Source organism: Sulfuritortus calidifontis, assembly GCF_003967275.1.
Taxonomy (GTDB): Bacteria; Pseudomonadota; Gammaproteobacteria; order Burkholderiales; family Thiobacillaceae; genus Sulfuritortus; species Sulfuritortus calidifontis.
This window is the reverse complement of the sequence record NZ_AP018721.1, coordinates 2,096,715-2,115,743: the sequence shown is the minus strand read 5'-3', so window position 1 is coordinate 2,115,743 and position 19,029 is coordinate 2,096,715. Positions and strand designations below refer to the sequence as shown.

Sequence of the window (19,029 nt, the reverse complement as noted above, 5' to 3'; positions counted from 1 at the left end):
GGCGGCGCCCGGCGGGCCGGGCGAGCGGGCATTATCCGGGCCACTGGCCGATCTGCAAAGCCGTGGTCCAGTACGCGGTAAGAGCCGGGGGCCATGATAAAATTCAAATTTTCAGACGCATTGGGCCGCTCACCATGTTCTCCGCCGACCAGACCATTCAGAAGACCGATCCCGAGCTTTGGGCCGCCATTCAGGGCGAGGCCAAGCGCCAGGAAGACCACATCGAGCTGATTGCTTCCGAGAACTACACCAGCCCGGCGGTAATGGAGGCCCAGGGTTCGGTGCTGACCAACAAGTACGCCGAGGGCTACCCCGGCAAGCGCTATTACGGTGGCTGCGAGCATGTCGACGTGGTCGAGCAGCTGGCGATCGACCGGCTGAAAAAGCTGTTTGGCGCCGAGGCGGCCAACGTGCAGCCCAATTCCGGCTCCCAGGCCAACCAGGCGGTGTTCATGGCCTTCCTGAAGCCGGGCGACACCATCATGGGCATGAGCCTGGCCGAGGGCGGCCACCTCACCCACGGCATGGCGCTCAACATGTCGGGCAAGTGGTTCAAGGTGGTGGCCTACGGCCTGAACGCCAAGGAAGAGATCGACTATGAGCAGATGGAGCGGCTGGCCCACGAGCACAAGCCCAAGCTCATCATCGCCGGCGCCTCGGCCTATAGCCTGCGCATCGACTTCGAGCGCTTCGCCAAGGTGGCCAAGGCGGTCGGCGCGATCTTCATGGTGGACATGGCCCATTACGCCGGCCTGATCGCCGCCGGGCTCTATCCCAACCCGGTGCCGCACGCCGACGTGGTGACCTCGACCACGCACAAGACCCTGCGCGGCCCGCGCGGCGGCGTGATCATGATGAAGGCCGAGCACGAGAAGGCGATCAACTCGGCCATCTTCCCCGGCCTGCAGGGCGGCCCGCTGATGCACGTGATCGCCGGCAAGGCGGTGGCGTTCAAGGAGGCTCTCTCGCCCGAGTTCCGCAAGTACCAGGAGCAGGTGCTGGCCAATGCCCGGGTGATGGCCCGGGTGCTCGCCGAGGAGCGCGGCCTGCGCATCGTCTCCGGCGGCACCGAGAGCCATGTCTTCCTGGTCGATCTGCGGCCGAAGAAGATCACCGGCAAGGAGGCCGAGGCGGCGCTCGGCCGCGCCCACATCACGGTGAACAAGAACGCCATCCCGAACGACCCGGAGAAGCCCTTCGTCACCTCCGGCATCCGCATCGGCTCGCCGGCCATGACCACGCGCGGCTTCACCGAGATCGAGGCCGAAAAGCTGGCGCACCTGATCGCCGACGTGCTCGACGCGCCCAACGACGAGGCGGTGGCCAAGCGGGTGGCCGGCGAGGTCGGCGCGATGTGCGCCAAGTTCCCGGTCTACGGCAACAGATGACAGGTATCAGGGATCAGGGATCAGCCTGAAGCGTTGTGCTGATACCTGAGGCCTGAGCGCTGATCCCAAAAATATGAAATGCCCTTTCTGCGGCGCGACGGATACCCAGGTGGTCGAGACCCGGGTGTCGGAGGACGGCGCCAGCATCCGCCGGCGCCGGCGCTGCGCCGCCTGCGACAAGCGCTTCACCACCTATGAGACGGCCGATGTCCGCATGCCGCATGTGGTGAAGGGCAACGGCACCCGCGAGGAGTTCTCCATCGGGAAGCTGCGCGAGGGGTTCCGCCGCGCCCTGCACAAGCGGCCGGTGCCGGCGGCGCTGGTCGACGCGGCGGTCGAGCACATCCGCCAGAAACTGCTGGCCCTGGGTGAGCGCGAGATCGGCTCGCGCCAGATCGGCGAGATGGTGATGGCCGAGCTGTACAAGCTGGACAAGGTGGCCTACATCCGCTTCGCCTCGGTCTACCGCAGCTTCCAGGACGTCGAGGACTTCCGCGACGTGATCCGCGACATCGAGAAAAAATAAGCGGATCTTGTTCACGGCAGACGACCACCTCCACATGGCCCGCGCCCTGCGACTGGCGGCGCGCGGGCTGTACACGACGATGCCGAATCCGCGCGTGGGTTGCGTCATCGTCAAGGATGGGCGCGTGGTCGGCGAGGGCTGGCATGAGCGGGCCGGCGAGCCGCATGCCGAGATCCACGCCCTGCGCGCGGCCGGGGCGGCGGCGCGCGGCGCCACCGTCTACGTCAGCCTGGAGCCGTGCAGCCACCATGGCCGCACCCCGCCTTGCGCCAACGCCCTGATCGATGCCGGCGTGGCGCGCGTGGTGGCGGCGATGCGCGATCCCAACCCGCAGGTGGCCGGCAACGGCATCGAGCTTTTGACCCTGGCCGGGGTGCGCGCCGAGGTGGGGCTGCTGGCGGCCGAGGCGCATGAACTCAACCCCGGCTTCGTCTCCCGCATGACCCGCGGCCGTCCCTGGCTGCGGCTGAAGACGGCGTCCAGCCTGGACGGCAAGACCGCGCTCAACAACGGCCAGTCGCAGTGGATCACCGGGGCGGCGGCGCGGGCCGATGTCCAGCGCTGGCGGGCGCGCAGCTGCGCCATCCTGACCGGGGTGGGCACGGTGGCGGCCGACGATCCGCAGATGACCGTGCGCGACTTCGATATCGGGCGCCAACCTTTGAAGGTGATCCTCGACAGCCAGCTGCGCACGCCGCCGACGGCGCGCATCCTGGCCGGCGGCGCTTTGGTGGTCGCCGCACTCGACCTGAAGGAGCGGCGCGCCGCCCTGAGCGCGGCGGGGGCTGAGGTGCTGGTGCTGCCGGGCGCCGACGGCCATGTCGATCTTCCCGCGCTGCTGGTCGAGCTGGGCCGGCGTGGCATCAACGAGGTGCACGTCGAGGCCGGGGCGGTGCTCAACGGCGCCTTCCTGGCGGCCGGCCTGGTCGACGAGTGGCTGGCCTATGTCGCGCCCAAGGTCATGGGCGATGCCGCCCGCGGCCTGTTCGGCCTGCCGGAGCTGAGCGAGATGGCCGGCTGCCGCGATTTCCGCCTGCATGACCTGGCCCAGGTCGGCGGCGACCTGCGCCTGCTGCTGCGCCCCCTCTGAAATAGGCGGGACGGTCCGCCAGAGTCCGGCCGGATCGGCTAAAATGGCGCTCCTTTCAGGTTTCGGGCGTTTCTTCCAGCCATGTTCACCGGCATCATCCAGGCCGTAGGCCATATCCAGCACCTGGTGGAGCGACCGGGCGGCGATGCCCGCGTGACCATCGCGGCCGGCGGGCTCGATCTTGCCGATGTCGGCCTGGGCGATTCCATCGCGGCCAACGGCGTTTGCCTCACCGTGGTGGAGAAGGGCGCCGACCACTACAGCGTCGACGTCTCGGCCGAGACCTTCAGCTGCACCATCGGCTTCACCCCGGGCGAGGCGGTCAATCTGGAGAAGGCCCTGCGCCTGGCCGACCGCCTGGGCGGCCACATCGTCTCCGGCCACGTCGACGGCGTCGGCGAGGTGGTCCGCTTCGAGTCGCTGGGCGAGAGCCATCGGCTGGATATCCGGGCGCCGTTCCGGCTGGCCAAGTACATCGCCGCCAAGGGCTCGATCGCCGTCAACGGCGTCAGCCTGACCGTGAACCGGGTGGTCGGCGAGGAGTTTTCCATCAACCTGATCCCGCACACCCTGGAGCACACCGGCTTCAAGGCCCTCAAGGCCGGCAGCCGGGTGAACCTGGAGGTCGACATGCTGGCCCGCTACGCCGAGCGCCTGCTGGCCTACACCGACGCAACCGATAAGGATTGAAATGAGCCTGGCTCCCATCGCAGACATCATCGCCGACTTCAAGGCCGGCAAAATGGTCATCCTGGTCGACGAGGAGGACCGCGAGAACGAGGGTGACCTGGTGCTGGCGGCCGATTTCGTCACGCCGGAGGCGATCAACTTCATGGCCAAGCACGGCCGCGGCCTGATCTGCCTGACCCTGACCGAGGCGCGTTGCCGTCAGCTCGGGCTCGACCTCATGGTCGGCAAGAACCGGGCCCCGCTGGGGACTGCCTTCACGGTCTCGATCGAGGCGGCCCAGGGCGTGACCACCGGCATCTCGGCGGCCGACCGGGCGACCACCATCCAGGCCGCAGTGAAGAAGGATGCCGGCCCGAACGACATCGTCATGCCCGGCCACATCTTCCCGCTCATGGCGCAAGAGGGTGGCGTGCTCAAGCGCGCCGGCCACACCGAGGCTGGCTGCGATCTGGGCCAGCTCGCCGGCCTGACCCCGGCCGCGGTGATCTGCGAGATCCTGAAGGACGACGGCACCATGGCCCGGCTGCCGGACCTGGTCGAATTCGCCAAGGAGCACGGCCTCAAGATCGGCGCCATCGCCGACCTCATCCACTATCGCAGCCGGAACGAGAAGCTGGTCGAGCGTGTGGCCGACAAGCCGGTCAAGACCGCCTATGGCGATTTCCGCCTGGTCGCCTTCCGCGACAAGACCGCGGGCGAGACGCACCTGGCCCTGGTCAAGGGCAAGCCGACGCCGGCTCAGGAAACCTTGGTGCGGGTGCACGAGCCGATTTCGGTGCTCGATTTCCTCGACACCGGCACCGGCCACTCCTGGACCGTGGATGCCGCGCTGAAGACCCTGGCCCAGGCCGAGCGCGGCGTGATGGTGCTGCTGCACCGGCCGGAAACCGGCGACGACCTGCTGGCCAAGTTCTCGACCGAGCCCAAGCCGGCGGCGAAATTTGACCTGCGCAACTATGGCATTGGCGCCCAGATCCTGAAGGACCTCGGCGTCGGCAAGATGCGCATCATGGCCCACCCCCGGAAGATGCCGTCGATGACCGGCTTCGACCTCGAGGTGACCGGATACATTGAGCAACAGGGAGTCTGACATGCCCCGCTACGACAACATCTGCGAACACGAGATCAACCTGGATGGCAAAGGCATCCGGGTCGGCATCGTCATGAGCCGGTTCAACATCGACATCTGCGAAGGCCTGCTCTCGGCCTGCACCGCCGAGCTCACCAAGCTGGGCGTCAAGGAATCCGACATGTGCATCGCCACCGTGCCCGGCGCCCTGGAGATTCCCCTGGCGCTGCAGAAGCTGGCGGCCACCGGCAAGTACGACGCGCTGATCGCCTTGGGCGCCGTGGTGCGCGGCGACACCTATCACTTCGAGGTGGTTTCCAACGAGATGGCCAGCGGCATCATGCAAGTGACCCTGGACACCGGTCTGCCCATCGCCAACGCCGTGCTCACCACCAACACCGACGACCAGGCCCTGCTGCGCATGTCGCAGAAGGGCGCGGAGGCCGCGCAGGTGGTGGTCGAGATGGTCAACCTGTTCAAGGCGGTTTAGAGCCTATTTCACCAGGAAACGAAAGATGCGTTTGGTCACAAAACGGATGGATGCAAGGCGCGGGGCGCAGCGAATGGTCGTTCCATTCGCAAGGCTGGCAACGCGGCAGACGCCGTTTTGTGGCCAAACCCTTCGGGCCGGCCGTGCATTGCGCGCATGGCGTTGTTGCTCGCCGCTTGTTTGGAATGACCAAACCGCGCGGCTCTTGCCTAGTCCTGCGCGCAATGCACGGCCGGCGCACATTCGTTTCATGGTGAAATAGGCTCTTATGGCTCAGACGCGAGGCAACCGCCGCATCGCCCGGGAACTGGTCCTGCGCGCGCTGTACCAGTGGCAGCTGACCGGCGACGATTACGCCAGGCTGCTGGTGCAGGCCGAGGAGGCCGAGGAGTACGCTCAGGCCAACACGACCTTTCTCAAGGGCCTGCTCGACGGCATCTTGAAAGAGTCGGCGGCGCTGGATGCGGCCCTGGCGCCCTGCCTCGATCGCAAGGTCGAGGAGCTGTCGCCGATCGAGCACGGCGTGCTGCTGATCGGCGCCTACGAACTCAGCCACAGCCTGGACGTACCCTACAAGGTGGCGATCAACGAATCGGTCGAGCTGGCCAAGCGCTACGGCGGCACCGACGGCCACAAGTTCGTCAACGGCGTGCTCGACAAGCTGGCCAAGTCGGTCCGCTCGGTGGAAGTCGAGGCCGCGGGCAGGTGAAGCGGCGGGCCGCGCCTGCGTCCCTCACCCACCATGTCTTCCGAATTCGAACTCATCGCCAAGTTCTTCACCCGTGCCAGTCCCTCGGCGCGGCTGGGGGTCGGCGACGATGCCGCACTGATCGCGCCGACCCCCGGCATGGAGCTGGCCATCTCGGCCGACATGCTGGTGGCCGGTACCCATTTCCTGCCTGACGCCGATCCCTTTGATCTGGGCCACAAGGCCCTGGCGGTGAACCTGTCGGACCTCGCCGCCATGGGTGCCCAACCGCGCTGGGCCCTGCTCTCGCTCGCCCTGCCGCAGGCCGACGAGGCCTGGCTGGCGCCGTTCAGCCGCGGGTTTCTCGCGCTGGCCGCCGAGCATGGCGTCGACCTGATCGGCGGCGACACCACGCGCGGGCCGCTCAATCTTTCCGTCACCATCCTGGGCGAGGTCGAGGCCGGCCGGGCCTTGCGCCGCGATGCGGCGCAGGCGGGCGATGCGATCTGGGTCTCGGGCGAACTGGGCGGTGCGGCGCTGGGTCTGCAGCACCTTCTGGGCGAGCGGTCTTTGCCGCCGGTCGAGGCCGCGGCCTGTCTGGCCCGCCTGCGCCGGCCGCAGCCGCGCATCGCCCTCGGTCGCCGGCTGCTCGGTCTTGCTCATGCCTGCATCGACATCTCCGATGGCCTGCTGGCCGACCTCGGTCACATCCTGGAACGCTCAAATCTGGGCGCGGAGATTCGGCTGGCCGAGCTGCCGCTGGCTGCCCCAGTCGCCAGCCGCCTGGGCGAGTCGCAGGCCCTGCGTGCGGCCCTGGCCGGCGGCGACGACTACGAGCTGTGCTTCACCGCCCCGGCCGATCGTGCGGCGGCGATCCGCGCCGCTGCGGCAGCGGCCGGCGTGCCGGTCGCCTGCATCGGCCACATCACCGCCGAGGCCGGGCTGAAACTGCTCGACGCCGAGGGTCGGCCCATGCCGCTGCATGAGACCGGCTTCGACCACTTCGCGAGGCGCTGAGGTGCAGGCCGACTGGCGTTTCGTCCGTGCTCATCCGGCCCACTTTCTGGCTTTTGGTTTGGGCAGTGGCCTCGCGCCGAAGGCGCCGGGCACCGCCGGCACCCTGGTCGCGCTGCCGCTCTATTTTCTGCTGGCCCCGCTCGGCGGCTGGTATTGGCTGGCCGTGGCGCTGGCGCTACTGATCGGCATCTGGGCCTGCGATGTGGCCGGGCGCGCCCTGGGCGTGCACGACCATGGCGGCATCGTCTGGGACGAGATCGCGGCCTTTCTCCTGGTGCTGCCGTTCGCGCCTCAGACACTCGTCGGCTTTGTTCTGGCCTTTGCGCTGTTTCGCCTGTTCGATATCTGGAAGCCGTTCCCGATCCGCTGGTTCGACCGCCAGGTGCCGGGCGGCCTGGGGGTGATGCTGGACGACCTGCTGGCGGCCGGCTATGCCATTCTGTGTCTCATGGGGATTGCGCCATGGCTGTGAACGAACTGGACACCTTGTCGATGCAATTGGGCGAGGCCCTGCTGGCGCGCGGCTGGCGCCTGGCCACGGCCGAGTCTTGCACCGGCGGCTGGGTGGCCCAGGCGGTCACCGCGATCGCGGGCAGTTCCAATTGGTTCGACCGTGGCTTCGTTACCTACAGCAACGAGGCCAAGCAGGACATGCTGGCTGTGCGCGCCGACAGCCTGGCCCGACACGGCGCGGTGAGCGAGGCAGTGGTGCGCGAGATGGTCGCCGGCGCCCTGGCCCGCAGCCGCGCCGACCTCGCCCTGGCGATCAGCGGCATTGCCGGGCCGACCGGCGGCAGCGCGGAAAAACCCGTGGGCACGGTCTGGATCGCCTGGGGGCTGCGCGATGGTGTGCAGCGGGCACAGCGGTTTCACTTCGACGGCGATCGCACCGCCGTGCGCCGTCAGTCAGTGCTGGCTGCGCTGCAGGGGGGCTTGTCCCTGCTGCAGTCAAATTAGCGGAAGGCCCAGGCGGCGAACGGCTCGATCTCGTCGCGGTTGAGCAGCATCAGCTGGTAGGCGTTGGGATTGAGCGAGTGGTCCTTTGTGGTGTCGACCCCGAGGCGCTGCAGGATATAGCCGATCAGGGCGCGGCGGACCGTGATCGCGATGACCTCGCCGTCCGCACCGTAATCCAGGAGCAGGCTTTCCCGTTTCTGGGCGTCGAGGCCGCTGTGCGGTCCCAGCTCCAGCGTCACCCTCTCCACCCAGTCCTCGTCGTATTCCAGGCTCGATTCCGCCGCCTCGTCCAGGCACTGGGCTTGGCTGAAGCGTGACAGCACGAAGTCGCGGAAGTCGCCGGTGTCCTCGCTATAGGCGCGGACATGCCAGCGCAGGCCGGTGTCGACCAGGCTGTGCGGCTCGATGTTGCGCAGGTTTTGGCTGTCGCGGTCGGACAGCGAGCGGTACTGTGCCCGCAGCTTCCTGCGGCCGTGGATGGCGCGGGTGATCTGGGCCAGCACCTGCGGGCCGGGCAGCCGGGCGGGCAGGGGCAGACTGGCGGTGGGCAGGCCGTAGATCGAGGTTGCGCCGTAAGGCCCGCCGGCCACCGCGAGGTTGGCGGCGATGACCGGCAGCACGGCGGCGGGGCTCAGGTCGGCGAAGGCGGCGCTGAAGTGTTCGGTCGGCACGAAGCCGAAGACGTTGTGGTTGTAGCTGAGGTTGCCCGGCGCCAGGTCGCCGTAGAGCTTGAGGTCCTTGGTCGCGGCCGGGTCGGAGATGCCGAAGGCGCGGGCGACGTCGCTGCGGCTGACCACCCCGGTGTAGAAGGCCATGATCTCGATATATTGCAGCCGCTGCTGCGTCGCCCATTTCACGTCCAGGCGCATTTTCTCTTTGGAAATCATGACTTACTCCAGATATGGCGGGTGGCCGGGTCGATTATAGGGCTATCGGGCGACACCCAGATACAAACTATCATGTAATAAAAACTACGTAGGTGATAAAAAATATTGACATTGGTAAATGTATCGCCTAAATTTCGCTCCATGGCAGCGCCGCAAGGCGGCCGACCTACGACGCAACCTCACACTCAAGGAGACAGATCATGGCAGCCACCGTATCCGCAGAAGACAAGATGAAGGCCCTGAGCGCCGCGCTCGGCCAGATCGAGAAACAGTTCGGCAAGGGCTCGGTCATGCGCATGGGCGACGGCTCGGTGATGGAAGACCTGCAGGTGGTCTCCACCGGCTCGCTGGGCCTGGACGTGGCGCTCGGCGTCGGCGGCCTGCCGCGCGGCCGGATCGTCGAGATCTACGGCCCGGAATCCTCGGGCAAGACCACGCTGACCCTGCAGGTGGTGGCCGAGATGCAGAAACAGGGCGGCACCGCCGCCTTCATCGACGCCGAGCACGCGCTCGACCCGAGCTACGCCCAGAAGCTGGGCGTCAACGTCTCCGAGCTGCTGATCTCCCAGCCCGATACCGGCGAGCAGGCGCTGGAGATCGCCGACATGCTGGTGCGCTCCGGCGGCGTCGACGTCATCGTCATCGACTCGGTGGCGGCGCTGACGCCCAAGGCCGAGATCGAGGGCGAGATGGGCGACTCCCACGTCGGCCTCCATGCCCGCCTGATGAGTCAGGCCCTGCGCAAGCTCACCGCCAACATCAAGCGGACCAATACCCTGGTCATCTTCATCAACCAGATCCGCATGAAGATCGGCGTCATGTTCGGCAACCCCGAGACCACCACCGGCGGCAACGCGCTCAAGTTCTATTCCTCGGTGCGCCTGGACATCCGCCGCATCGGCGCGATCAAGAAGGGCGAAGAGGTGGTCGGTTCCGAAACCCGGGTGAAGGTGGTGAAGAACAAGGTCTCGCCCCCGTTCAAGGAGGCGATCTTCGACATCCTCTACGGCGAAGGCATCTCCCGCGAGGGCGAGATCATCGAGCTGGGCGTGGCGCAGAAGCTGATCGACAAGGCCGGTGCCTGGTACTCCTATCAGGGCGAGAAGATCGGCCAGGGCAAGGACAACGCGCGCGAATACCTGAAGGAGCACCCGGAAGTGGCCGAGGAGATCGAGGCCCAGATCCGCGAGAACCTGGGCGTGAAGATGCCGGGTGCCGAGAGCGTTGGCGAAGAGTAATCGCGCGCTCGGCCTGCGCGAGCGGGCGCTCAATCTGCTGGCCCGGCGCGAACACAGCCGGGCCGAGCTGGCGCGCAAGCTGGCGCCGCACGGCGAGGCCGACGAGATCGCGGCGCTGCTCGACGACCTCGAGCAGCGCAAGCAACTGTCGGATGCCCGTTATGCCGAATCCCTGGCGCATGCGCGCGCGGGCAAATACGGCAGCCGGCGTCTGGCCCATGAGCTACGGGAAAAGGGGGTTGGCGAGGGCTTGATCGCCGATGCTGTGGCCGAGGCGCGCGAGGGCGATCTCGCGGCTGCGCGTGTGGCCTGGGCCAAGAAGTTTGGCGCCCCGCCGAGCGACGCCAACGAGCAGGCGCGCCAATACCGTTTCCTGCTCGGCCGCGGTTTTCCGAATGAGGTGGTGCGCCGCGTGGTCGGCGGTGATGAGGATTAGATCCGTTCCGCCAGAATCCGGCTGATTTCCCCGTCGGTCAGCGCGATTGGGTTGGTCTTCATGCTGCTGCCGCGGCTGTTGGCGGCAATCCGCTCGAAGTCGCCTGGGTTGATGCCGTAGGCCGACAGTCGCGGCAGCTGCAGTCGCCGTGTCCAATCTTCCAGGGTCTCGATTAGCGCGGTAATGGCCGCATCGTCGGCAAGCGTTTGCCGGCTCAGCAGGCGGCCGATGTCGGCGTATTTCTTCAGCGCGATATTGCCCGGTTCGCGTGCCCGCATCGCTTCAATGTTGACCCGGGTGGCGGCTGCGACCAGGGTGCCACAGACCGCGCCGTGCGGGATGGGGAAGAAGGCGCCGAGCGGCGAGGCCAGGCCGTGTACCGAGCCGAGGCCGACCTGGGCCAGGGTGATGCCCGACAGCAGTGCCGCATAGGCCATGCGGCTGCGGCAGGCGCCGGCATCGGCGGTGCCCTCGTACCAGGGCAGCAGACTGTCGCGCGCGGCTTCCAGCCCGCTCAAGGCGAGGGCATCGGTGAAGGGGTTGGCTCTGCTCGAAACATAGGATTCCAGGAGCTGGGTGAAGGCATCCATGCCGTTGGCTGCCAAAATAGCTGGCGGGCAGCTGGCGAGCAGGTCGGGGTCAACGATGGCGTATTCGGCCACCAGCTTGTCGTCGCGGAAGGACTTCTTGAAGCCGTGGCTGCCGCGGGTGCTGAGCACGGCGTTCTTGGTCGCCTCCGAGCCGGTGCCGGCGGTGGTCGGCACGGCGATAAAGGGCGTGCCGGGGCCGCGATAGGGCAGTTCCGGGCCGACGCCCTCCAGATGGTCGAGCACCGAGTTGCCCGGCCGCAGCAGGCCGGCGATGGCCTTGGCCGCATCCAGGGCGCTGCCGCCACCGATGCCGAGTACGACGTCGATGTCTTGTGCTTTGTATTGCTGCACGGCCTGGTCGACCAGCTCCGGCGAGGGTTCGCCACCAACCTGCAGCAGTTGCCAGCGGGCGCCCATCTTCCGGAGCTCGGCTTGCAGATCGGCCCAGTGCGGGCTATCCAGGAAGGAACGGGCGCCGGTGACGATCAGGATGTGTTTGCCGAAACCGGTGGCGATGCCGGCGGTCTTCTTGAGTGTGCCGGGGCCGAACTCGATGCGCGGCAGGCGGGCGATGCTGAAGGCGAAATCCACGGTAACTCCTTGTTGTGAGAGGCGCATGCTAGCGTGCTGGGTCGGACGAGCAAAACGGGTATGCAAAAGTTTGCAGAAGATTGCTAAAAGGGTGTTGACAGGGTTGGGGTCAATCTTCATAATCTCGCTTCTCTCGGACGCGGGGTGGAGCAGTCTGGCAGCTCGTCGGGCTCATAACCCGAAGGTCACAGGTTCAAATCCTGTCCCCGCAACCAAAACTGATCTTTAACAAGTAGAAACAGCCTTAAGAAGTGTGGGCATTGGGTTTGGAGCGGAAGGTTCCTTTTTGGGACTGGAAGCTAACAAGTAAGACCTGATGCTCGAATTGTCAGTTTGATTCTGATGAGTTGAGCGGTAAGTAAAGAGATTGAACTGAAGAGTTTGATCCTGGCTCAGATTGAACGCTGGCGGCATGCCTTACACATGCAAGTCGAACGGCAGCACGGGAGCTTGCTCCTGGTGGCGAGTGGCGAACGGGTGAGTAAAGCATCGGAACGTACCGCGTAGTGGGGGATAACGTAGCGAAAGTTACGCTAATACCGCATACGTCCTGAGGGAGAAAGCGGGGGTCGCAAGACCTCGCGCTATGCGAGCGGCCGATGTCGGATTAGCTAGTTGGTGGGGTAAGAGCCTACCAAGGCGACGATCCGTAGCGGGTCTGAGAGGATGATCCGCCACACTGGGACTGAGACACGGCCCAGACTCCTACGGGAGGCAGCAGTGGGGAATTTTGGACAATGGGGGAAACCCTGATCCAGCCATGCCGCGTGGGTGAAGAAGGCCTTCGGGTTGTAAAGCCCTTTCGGACGGAAAGAAATCATCGCCTCTAACATAGGCGGTGGATGACGGTACCGTAAGAAGAAGCACCGGCTAACTACGTGCCAGCAGCCGCGGTAATACGTAGGGTGCGAGCGTTAATCGGAATTACTGGGCGTAAAGCGTGCGCAGGCGGTTTTTTAAGCCAGATGTGAAATCCCCGGGCTTAACCTGGGAATGGCATTTGGAACTGGAAGACTAGAGTGCGGCAGAGGGGGGTGGAATTCCTGGTGTAGCAGTGAAATGCGTAGAGATCAGGAGGAACACCGATGGCGAAGGCAGCCCCCTGGGCCGACACTGACGCTCATGCACGAAAGCGTGGGGAGCAAACAGGATTAGATACCCTGGTAGTCCACGCCCTAAACGATGTCAACTGGCTGTTGGGGGAGCAATCTCTTAGTAGCGAAGCTAACGCGTGAAGTTGACCGCCTGGGGAGTACGGCCGCAAGGTTGAAACTCAAAGGAATTGACGGGGGCCCGCACAAGCGGTGGATGATGTGGATTAATTCGATGCAACGCGAAGAACCTTACCTACCCTTGACATGGCAGGAACTTGCCAGAGATGGCTTGGTGCCCGAAAGGGAACCTGCACACAGGTGCTGCATGGCTGTCGTCAGCTCGTGTCGTGAGATGTTGGGTTAAGTCCCGCAACGAGCGCAACCCTTGCCATTAGTTGCTACGAAAGGGCACTCTAATGGGACTGCCGGTGACAAACCGGAGGAAGGTGGGGATGACGTCAAGTCCTCATGGCCCTTATGGGTAGGGCTTCACACGTCATACAATGGTCGGTACAGAGGGTTGCCAACCCGCGAGGGGGAGCCAATCCCAGAAAACCGATCGTAGTCCGGATTGTTCTCTGCAACTCGAGAGCATGAAGTCGGAATCGCTAGTAATCGCGGATCAGCATGCCGCGGTGAATACGTTCCCGGGCCTTGTACACACCGCCCGTCACACCATGGGAGTGGGTTGCTCCAGAAGTAGGTAGCCTAACCGCGAGGGGGGCGCTTACCACGGAGTGATTCATGACTGGGGTGAAGTCGTAACAAGGTAGCCGTAGGGGAACCTGCGGCTGGATCACCTCCTTTCTAGAGCGTGCTCTGGACTCAGTGTCCACACTTCGCAAGGCTGTTCCGTAACAACACGCGGACGCGATGGGCTTGTAGCTCAGTTGGTCAGAGCACACGCTTGATAAGCGTGGGGTCGCTGGTTCAAATCCAGCCAGGCCCACCAGATTCGGGGGTGTAGCTCAGCTGGGAGAGCACCTGCTTTGCAAGCAGGGGGTCATCGGTTCGATCCCGTTCACCTCCACCAGGTTTGGTGGTGAGGCGTTAGGAGTGAAGAGAAGGGTGTTTTGCCTTACTCCTCACTCCTCACTCCTTACGGAGTGAGAGGCTGTTGTTCTTTAACAATTTGGAAGAAGGTAGTTTGATTCACATTGATGAGGTGTGAGTTGAACTTTGGGTTTGATTGCATTGGGCCTTATCTTTTTAGTCGGAGATAAGGCTGGCAGACACGAAACCTGTAGCCTTTGATCTCGGAAGAGAGCTCAAGGTTATAGGGTCAAGTGACTAAGTGCATGTGGTGGATGCCTTGGCGATCACAGGCGATGAAGGACGTGGTAGCCTGCGAAAAGCGCGGGGGAGCTGGCAAACGAGCTTTGATCCCGCGATGTCCGAATGGGGAAACCCACCCGCGAGGGTACCCTTGACTGAATACATAGGTCATGTGGAGCGAACCGAGTGAACTGAAACATCTCAGTAGCTCGAGGAACAGAAATCAACCGAGATTCCCAAAGTAGTGGCGAGCGAAATGGGACGAGCCTGCACAACTAAACCAGTCTCTCAGCAGAACGGTCTGGAAAGTCCGGCCATAGTGGGTGATAGCCCCGTATGTGAAAAGAGATTGGCGGGTCTAGGTGTGCGACAAGTAGGGCGGGACACGTGTAATCCTGTCTGAAGATGGGGGGACCATCCTCCAAGGCTAAATACTCGTGATCGACCGATAGTGAACCAGTACCGTGAGGGAAAGGCGAAAAGAACCCCGGGAGGGGAGTGAAATAGATCCTGAAACCGCATGCATACAAACAGTGGGAGCCTCCTTGTGGGGTGACTGCGTACCTTTTGTATAATGGGTCAGCGACTTACGTTCAGTTGCGAGCTTAACCGAATAGGGGAGGCGTAGCGAAAGCGAGTCTGAACAGGGCGTTCAGTAGCTGGGCGTAGACCCGAAACCGGATGATCTATCCATGGCCAGGTTGAAGGTGCGGTAACACGCACTGGAGGACCGAACCCACTAGTGTTGCAAAACTAGGGGATGAGCTGTGGATAGGGGTGAAAGGCTAAACAAATCCGGAAATAGCTGGTTCTCCTCGAAAACTATTTAGGTAGTGCCTCGTAATAGGCCTCCGGGGGTAGAGCACTGTAATCGTTGGGGGGGTCACTTAGATCTACCCCGCGATAGCAAACTCCGAATACCGGAGAGTCGTTTTACGGGAGACAGACATCGGGTGCTAACGTCCGGTGTCGAGAGGGAAACAACCCAGACCCACAGCTAAGGTCCCAAATGATGTGCTAAGTGGTAAACGAAGTGGGAAGGCTAAGACAGCCAGGAAGTTGGCTTAGAAGCAGCCATCCTTTAAAGAAAGCGTAATAGCTCACTGGTCGAGTCGTCCTGCGCGGAAGATGTAACGGGGCTAAGCACATAACCGAAGCTTGGGATTCAGGAATCAGAGTTCAGGAATTAGGTATCAGAATGGCGGTGCATCGGTTTGAAGATTTGGAGGTATTCAAGCGGGCCTACAAGGTTTCGTTGGAGATTCACCAAATCAGTCTGGCGATGCCGCAGGTTGAGCAGTTTGGGCTGGCCGAGCAGATGCGTCGGGCCAGCAAGTCGATCTGTGCCAATCTGGCGGAGGGCTTTGGTAAGCAAAGTCTGTCGAAAACTGAATTCAAGAGGTTCATCAAGATGGGTATCGGGTCGGCCGACGAAATGCGAGTTTGGCTGCGATACTGTCTGGACCTGGGATATCTAGATCAGATTGATTGGCAGTGTCTACGCGACGAGTACGAAGAGGTGGCGAAGATGCTGCAGGGTCTCGCGCGCGGCGTGGCCTGATCTGATCCCTGATCCCTGACCTCTGATTCCTGAGTGGTAGAGGAGCGTTCTGTAGGCCTGTGAAGGTGTCCTGTGAGGGATGCTGGAGGTATCAGAAGTGCGAATGCTGACATGAGTAGCGATAAAACGGGTGAAAAGCCCGTTCGCCGGAAGCCCAAGGTTTCCTACGCAACGTTCATCGGCGTAGGGTGAGTCGGCCCCTAAGGCGAGGCAGAGATGCGTAGCTGATGGGAAACAGGTCAATATTCCTGTACCTTCGTTAACTGCGATGGGGGGACGGAGAAGGCTAGGTCAGCCGGGTGTTGGATGTCCCGGTTCAAGCGTGTAGGCGTGCTGCATAGGCAAATCCGTGCGGCTTAGCTGAGGCGTGACGACGAGCGGCCTTGAGCTGCGAAGTGATTGATGCCCTGCTTCCAGGAAAAGCCTCTAAGCTTCAGGTTAACGAAGACCGTACCGCAAACCGACACAGGTGGGCAGGGTGAGAATCCTAAGGCGCTTGAGAGAACTCAGGAGAAGGAACTCGGCAAATTGACACCGTAACTTCGGGAGAAGGTGTGCCCTGGTAGGGTGAAGGCCCTTGCGGCTGGAGCTCGAAGGGGTTGCAGTGAAAAGGTGGCTGCGACTGTTTAATAAAAACACAGCACTCTGCAAACTCGAAAGAGGACGTATAGGGTGTGACGCCTGCCCGGTGCCGGAAGGTTAAGTGATGGGGTGCAAGCTCTTGATCGAAGCCCCGGTAAACGGCGGCCGTAACTATAACGGTCCTAAGGTAGCGAAATTCCTTGTCGGGTAAGTTCCGACCCGCACGAATGGCGTAACGATGGCCACACTGTCTCCTCCTGAGACTCAGCGAAATTGAAGTGTTTGTGAAGATGCAATCTCCCCGCGGCTAGACGGAAAGACCCCATGAACCTTTACTGTAGCTTTGCATTGGACTTTGACGGGACTTGTGTAGGATAGGTGGGAGGCTGTGAAGCGGTGACGCCAGTCATCGTGGAGCCAACCTTGAAATACCACCCTGGTGTCGTTGAGGTTCTAACCTGCGCCCGTGATCCGGGCGGGGGACAGTGCATGGTAGGCAGTTTGACTGGGGCGGTCTCCTCCCAAAGTGTAACGGAGGAGTACGAAGGTTCTCTAGACACGGTCGGAAATCGTGTTGATAGTGCAAGGGCATAAGAGAGCTTAACTGCGAGACCGACAAGTCGAGCAGGTGCGAAAGCAGGTCCTAGTGATCCGGTGGTTCTGTATGGAAGGGCCATCGCTCAACGGATAAAAGGTACTCTGGGGATAACAGGCTGATTCCGCCCAAGAGTTCACATCGACGGCGGAGTTTGGCACCTCGATGTCGGCTCATCTCATCCTGGGGCTGTAGCCGGTCCCAAGGGTATGGCTGTTCGCCATTTAAAGAGGTACGTGAGCTGGGTTTAAAACGTCGTGAGACAGTTTGGTCCCTATCTGCCGTGGGCGCTGGAGATTTGACGGGGGCTGCTCCTAGTACGAGAGGACCGGAGTGGACGCACCGCTGGTGTACCGGTTATGACGCCAGTCGTATCGCCGGGTAGCTAAGTGCGGAAGAGATAACCGCTGAAAGCATCTAAGCGGGAAACTTGCCTGAAGATAAGATCTCCCGGGGACTTGATCCCCCTAAAGGGTCGTCGAAGACTACGACGTTGATAGGTCGGGTGTGGAAGCGCAGTAATGCGTTAAGCTAACCGATACTAATTGCCCGTGCGGCTTGACCCTATAACCTTGAGTGGCCAGTGCCATTAAAGGGCAGCGTGTTCTGAACGCATCAAACCCAACCCAACCTTCTTCCCAACTGTTAACAACAGACATACCGGATCGCGTCGGTCGCACAACGCGGCCGATCTCAGTTATGTCTGACGACCATAGCGAAGTGGTCCCACGCCTTCCCATCCCGAACAGGACCGTGAAACGCTTCAGCGCCGATGATAGTGCGGATTGCCCGTGTGAAAGTAGGTCATCGTCAGACTCTTATTCGAAGGGATATTCGGCAGCGCCGGATACCCGGTAGGGCGTAGTCCCTACTTCAGCGAAGGCTAACCTGCATGGCAGGTTATGCCGCAGCTAAAGTAGGTCATCGTCAGACTCCTACAACAAAAGCCCCCCAGGAAATCCCTGGGGGGCTTTTTATTTGTAGAAGCCCCTGCCAGATGTACCGTTGAGCAGGCCGGCTTGGCCCCGTATAATTCGAGTGGCTGTGAATCCAATCTAGCGGGGTGGCGAAAGCCGCCCCGTTTTTCACATCTAGCCCAGGAGTGACCTTGTCGACGTTCTTGCCTGCCATCCTCGCTCTCGCAGACGGCACCGTTTTTCGCGGCTATTCGATCGGTGCTGAGGGCATCGGCATTGGCGAAGTCGTTTTCAATACCTCGATCACCGGCTACCAGGAAATCCTGACCGACCCCTCTTATTGCCGGCAGATCGTCACCCTGACCTATCCCCACATCGGCAATACCGGTGCCAACCCCGAGGACGAGGAATCGGGTCAGATCCATGCCTCCGGCCTGGTGATCCGTGACCTGCCCTTGAGGGCAAGCAATTTCCGCCTGCAGCAGACGCTGCCGGACTACCTGAAATCGAAAAATGTGGTCGCCATCGCCGGCCTCGATACCCGCAGGCTGACCCGCCTGCTGCGGGAAAAGGGCGCCCAGAACGGCTGCATCATGGCCGGCAAGATCGACGAGGCTGAAGCCTTGAAGCAGGCCCGTGCCTTCCCGGGCCTGGCCGGCATGGACCTGGCCAAGGTGGTGACCTGCCAGGCCAAGCAGGCGTGGGAAGAGGGCGAGTGGTCACTCGGCAAGGGCTTTGCCAAGCCGGCCGAGACCCCCTTCCATGTGGTGGCCTACGATTTCGGGGTCAAGCGCAACATCCTGCGCATGGCGGCCGAGCGCGGCTGCAAGCTGACCGTGGTGCCGGCGCAGACGCCGGCCAAGGACGTGCTGGCCCTGAGACCGGATGGCGTCCTGCTGTCCAACGGCCCGGGCGATCCGGAGCCCTGCGCTTACGCGATTAATGCGATCCAGGAAATCCTGGCCGCCAAGGTGCCGACCTTCGGCATCTGCCTGGGGCATCAGCTGCTTGCCTTGGCCAGCGGCGCCCGCACGGTGAAGATGAAATTCGGCCACCACGGCGCCAACCATCCGGTGCAGGACCTGGACAGCAAGCGGGTGATGATCACCAGCCAGAACCACGGTTTTGCCGTCGATGCGGCAACCCTGCCGGCCAACCTGCGCGCCACCCACGTCTCCTTGTTCGACGGTTCGCTGCAGGGCATCGCCCGCACCGACGTGCCGGCCTTCAGCTTCCAGGGCCACCCCGAGGCAAGCCCCGGCCCGCACGACGTGGCCTACCTGTTCGACCGCTTCATCAAGCTCATGCAAGACCACAAGGCACAACATGCCCCGTTGGATAAATAAAA

15 protein-coding genes, 3 tRNA genes and 3 rRNA genes are annotated in these 19,029 nt (G+C 62.9%); 19 read left to right on the top strand and 2 right to left on the bottom strand.

Translation table 11 applies throughout. The annotated features are described in order from the left end of the window. The first annotated feature begins 134 nt into the window (after positions 1–134). The 10 genes from glyA (at position 135) to pncC (ending at position 7,915) form a co-directional block, all read left to right on the top strand. The gene (gene glyA, locus EL388_RS10815) at positions 135–1,388 is read left to right on the top strand and encodes a serine hydroxymethyltransferase (RefSeq protein ID WP_126463363.1); all 1,254 of its coding nucleotides are present in this window, start codon (positions 135–137) and stop codon (positions 1,386–1,388) included. Positions 1,389–1,461: 73 nt separating this feature from the next. After that, positions 1,462–1,914 carry a transcriptional regulator NrdR gene (nrdR, locus tag EL388_RS10810; RefSeq protein ID WP_126463361.1) on the top strand — a complete coding sequence of 151 codons (453 nt, stop codon included), beginning with the start codon at positions 1,462–1,464 and terminating at the stop codon, positions 1,912–1,914. Positions 1,915–1,921: 7 nt separating this feature from the next. Continuing rightward, positions 1,922–3,004 carry a bifunctional diaminohydroxyphosphoribosylaminopyrimidine deaminase/5-amino-6-(5-phosphoribosylamino)uracil reductase RibD gene (gene ribD, locus EL388_RS10805; RefSeq protein WP_338057657.1) on the top strand — a complete coding sequence of 361 codons (1,083 nt, stop codon included), beginning with the start codon at positions 1,922–1,924 and terminating at the stop codon, positions 3,002–3,004. 81 nt (positions 3,005–3,085) lie between these two features. Continuing rightward, positions 3,086–3,694 (top strand): riboflavin synthase, encoded by a 609-nt coding sequence (locus EL388_RS10800; protein ID WP_126463357.1) that lies wholly within the window; start codon positions 3,086–3,088, stop codon positions 3,692–3,694. A gap of 1 nt (position 3,695) precedes the next feature. Then, positions 3,696–4,784: a bifunctional 3,4-dihydroxy-2-butanone-4-phosphate synthase/GTP cyclohydrolase II gene (gene ribBA, locus EL388_RS10795; RefSeq protein WP_126463355.1), complete on the top strand. Its 1,089-nt coding sequence runs from the start codon at positions 3,696–3,698 to the stop codon at positions 4,782–4,784. Between the two features lies 1 nt (position 4,785). Next, positions 4,786–5,253 (top strand): 6,7-dimethyl-8-ribityllumazine synthase, encoded by a 468-nt coding sequence (gene ribH / locus EL388_RS10790; protein ID WP_126463353.1) that lies wholly within the window; start codon positions 4,786–4,788, stop codon positions 5,251–5,253. A gap of 268 nt (positions 5,254–5,521) precedes the next feature. Beyond that, complete coding sequence (gene nusB, locus EL388_RS10785; RefSeq protein ID WP_126463351.1) at positions 5,522–5,962, top strand: transcription antitermination factor NusB; 441 nt, start codon at positions 5,522–5,524, stop codon at positions 5,960–5,962. 33 nt (positions 5,963–5,995) lie between these two features. Then, a complete protein-coding gene (gene thiL, locus EL388_RS10780) occupies positions 5,996–6,958 on the top strand; it encodes a thiamine-phosphate kinase (protein ID WP_126463349.1) in 963 nt (320 codons plus the stop codon). Position 6,959: 1 nt separating this feature from the next. After that, a complete protein-coding gene (locus tag EL388_RS10775) occupies positions 6,960–7,430 on the top strand; it encodes a phosphatidylglycerophosphatase A family protein (RefSeq protein WP_420856647.1) in 471 nt (156 codons plus the stop codon). Beyond that, positions 7,421–7,915 carry a nicotinamide-nucleotide amidase gene (pncC, locus tag EL388_RS10770; RefSeq protein WP_126463345.1) on the top strand — a complete coding sequence of 165 codons (495 nt, stop codon included), beginning with the start codon at positions 7,421–7,423 and terminating at the stop codon, positions 7,913–7,915. Before EL388_RS10775 ends, pncC begins: the two co-directional genes overlap by 10 nt. Here the strand turns inward: pncC and EL388_RS10765 are convergent. Beyond that, entirely contained in the window at positions 7,912–8,802 is an 891-nt protein-coding gene (locus tag EL388_RS10765; protein WP_126463343.1) for a helix-turn-helix transcriptional regulator, read from the bottom strand. The two genes, pncC and EL388_RS10765, sit on opposite strands and share 4 nt — an antisense overlap. 200 nt (positions 8,803–9,002) lie before the next feature. Here EL388_RS10765 and recA point away from each other — a divergent pair, with 200 nt between their 5' ends. Both recA and recX read left to right on the top strand, forming a co-directional pair. After that, positions 9,003–10,040, top strand: a complete 1,038-nt coding sequence (gene recA / locus EL388_RS10760; protein WP_126463341.1) for a recombinase RecA — start codon at positions 9,003–9,005, stop codon at positions 10,038–10,040. Next, on the top strand, positions 10,027–10,476 hold the full coding sequence (gene recX, locus EL388_RS10755; protein WP_126463339.1) for a recombination regulator RecX: 450 nt from the start codon (positions 10,027–10,029) through the stop codon (positions 10,474–10,476). Before recA ends, recX begins: the two co-directional genes overlap by 14 nt. Here the strand turns inward: recX and EL388_RS10750 are convergent. Then, a complete protein-coding gene (locus EL388_RS10750; RefSeq protein WP_126463337.1) occupies positions 10,473–11,684 on the bottom strand; it encodes an iron-containing alcohol dehydrogenase in 1,212 nt (403 codons plus the stop codon). The genes recX and EL388_RS10750 overlap by 4 nt on opposite strands. A 111-nt stretch (positions 11,685–11,795) precedes the next feature. Between EL388_RS10750 and EL388_RS10745 the strand changes: the two genes are divergently transcribed. The 7 genes from EL388_RS10745 (at position 11,796) to carA (ending at position 19,027) form a co-directional block, all read left to right on the top strand. Next, positions 11,796–11,872 (top strand) — tRNA-Met (locus EL388_RS10745). A 154-nt stretch (positions 11,873–12,026) separates the two neighbouring features. After that, positions 12,027–13,558, top strand: a 16S ribosomal RNA gene (locus EL388_RS10740). A gap of 68 nt (positions 13,559–13,626) precedes the next feature. Further along, positions 13,627–13,703: transfer RNA gene (locus EL388_RS10735), tRNA-Ile, on the top strand. A 5-nt stretch (positions 13,704–13,708) separates the two neighbouring features. Beyond that, positions 13,709–13,784 (top strand) — tRNA-Ala (locus tag EL388_RS10730). A 247-nt stretch (positions 13,785–14,031) separates the two neighbouring features. Further along, positions 14,032–17,330: ribosomal RNA gene (locus EL388_RS10725) — 23S ribosomal RNA — on the top strand. Positions 17,331–17,466: 136 nt separating this feature from the next. Beyond that, a 5S ribosomal RNA gene (rrf, locus tag EL388_RS10720) occupies positions 17,467–17,580 on the top strand. Together the 16S, 23S and 5S rRNA genes with 3 tRNA genes alongside form the textbook arrangement of a ribosomal RNA operon. Before the next feature lie 292 nt (positions 17,581–17,872). After that, positions 17,873–19,027: a glutamine-hydrolyzing carbamoyl-phosphate synthase small subunit gene (gene carA, locus EL388_RS10715; RefSeq protein WP_126463335.1), complete on the top strand. Its 1,155-nt coding sequence runs from the start codon at positions 17,873–17,875 to the stop codon at positions 19,025–19,027. The last annotated feature ends 2 nt before the right edge of the window (positions 19,028–19,029 follow it).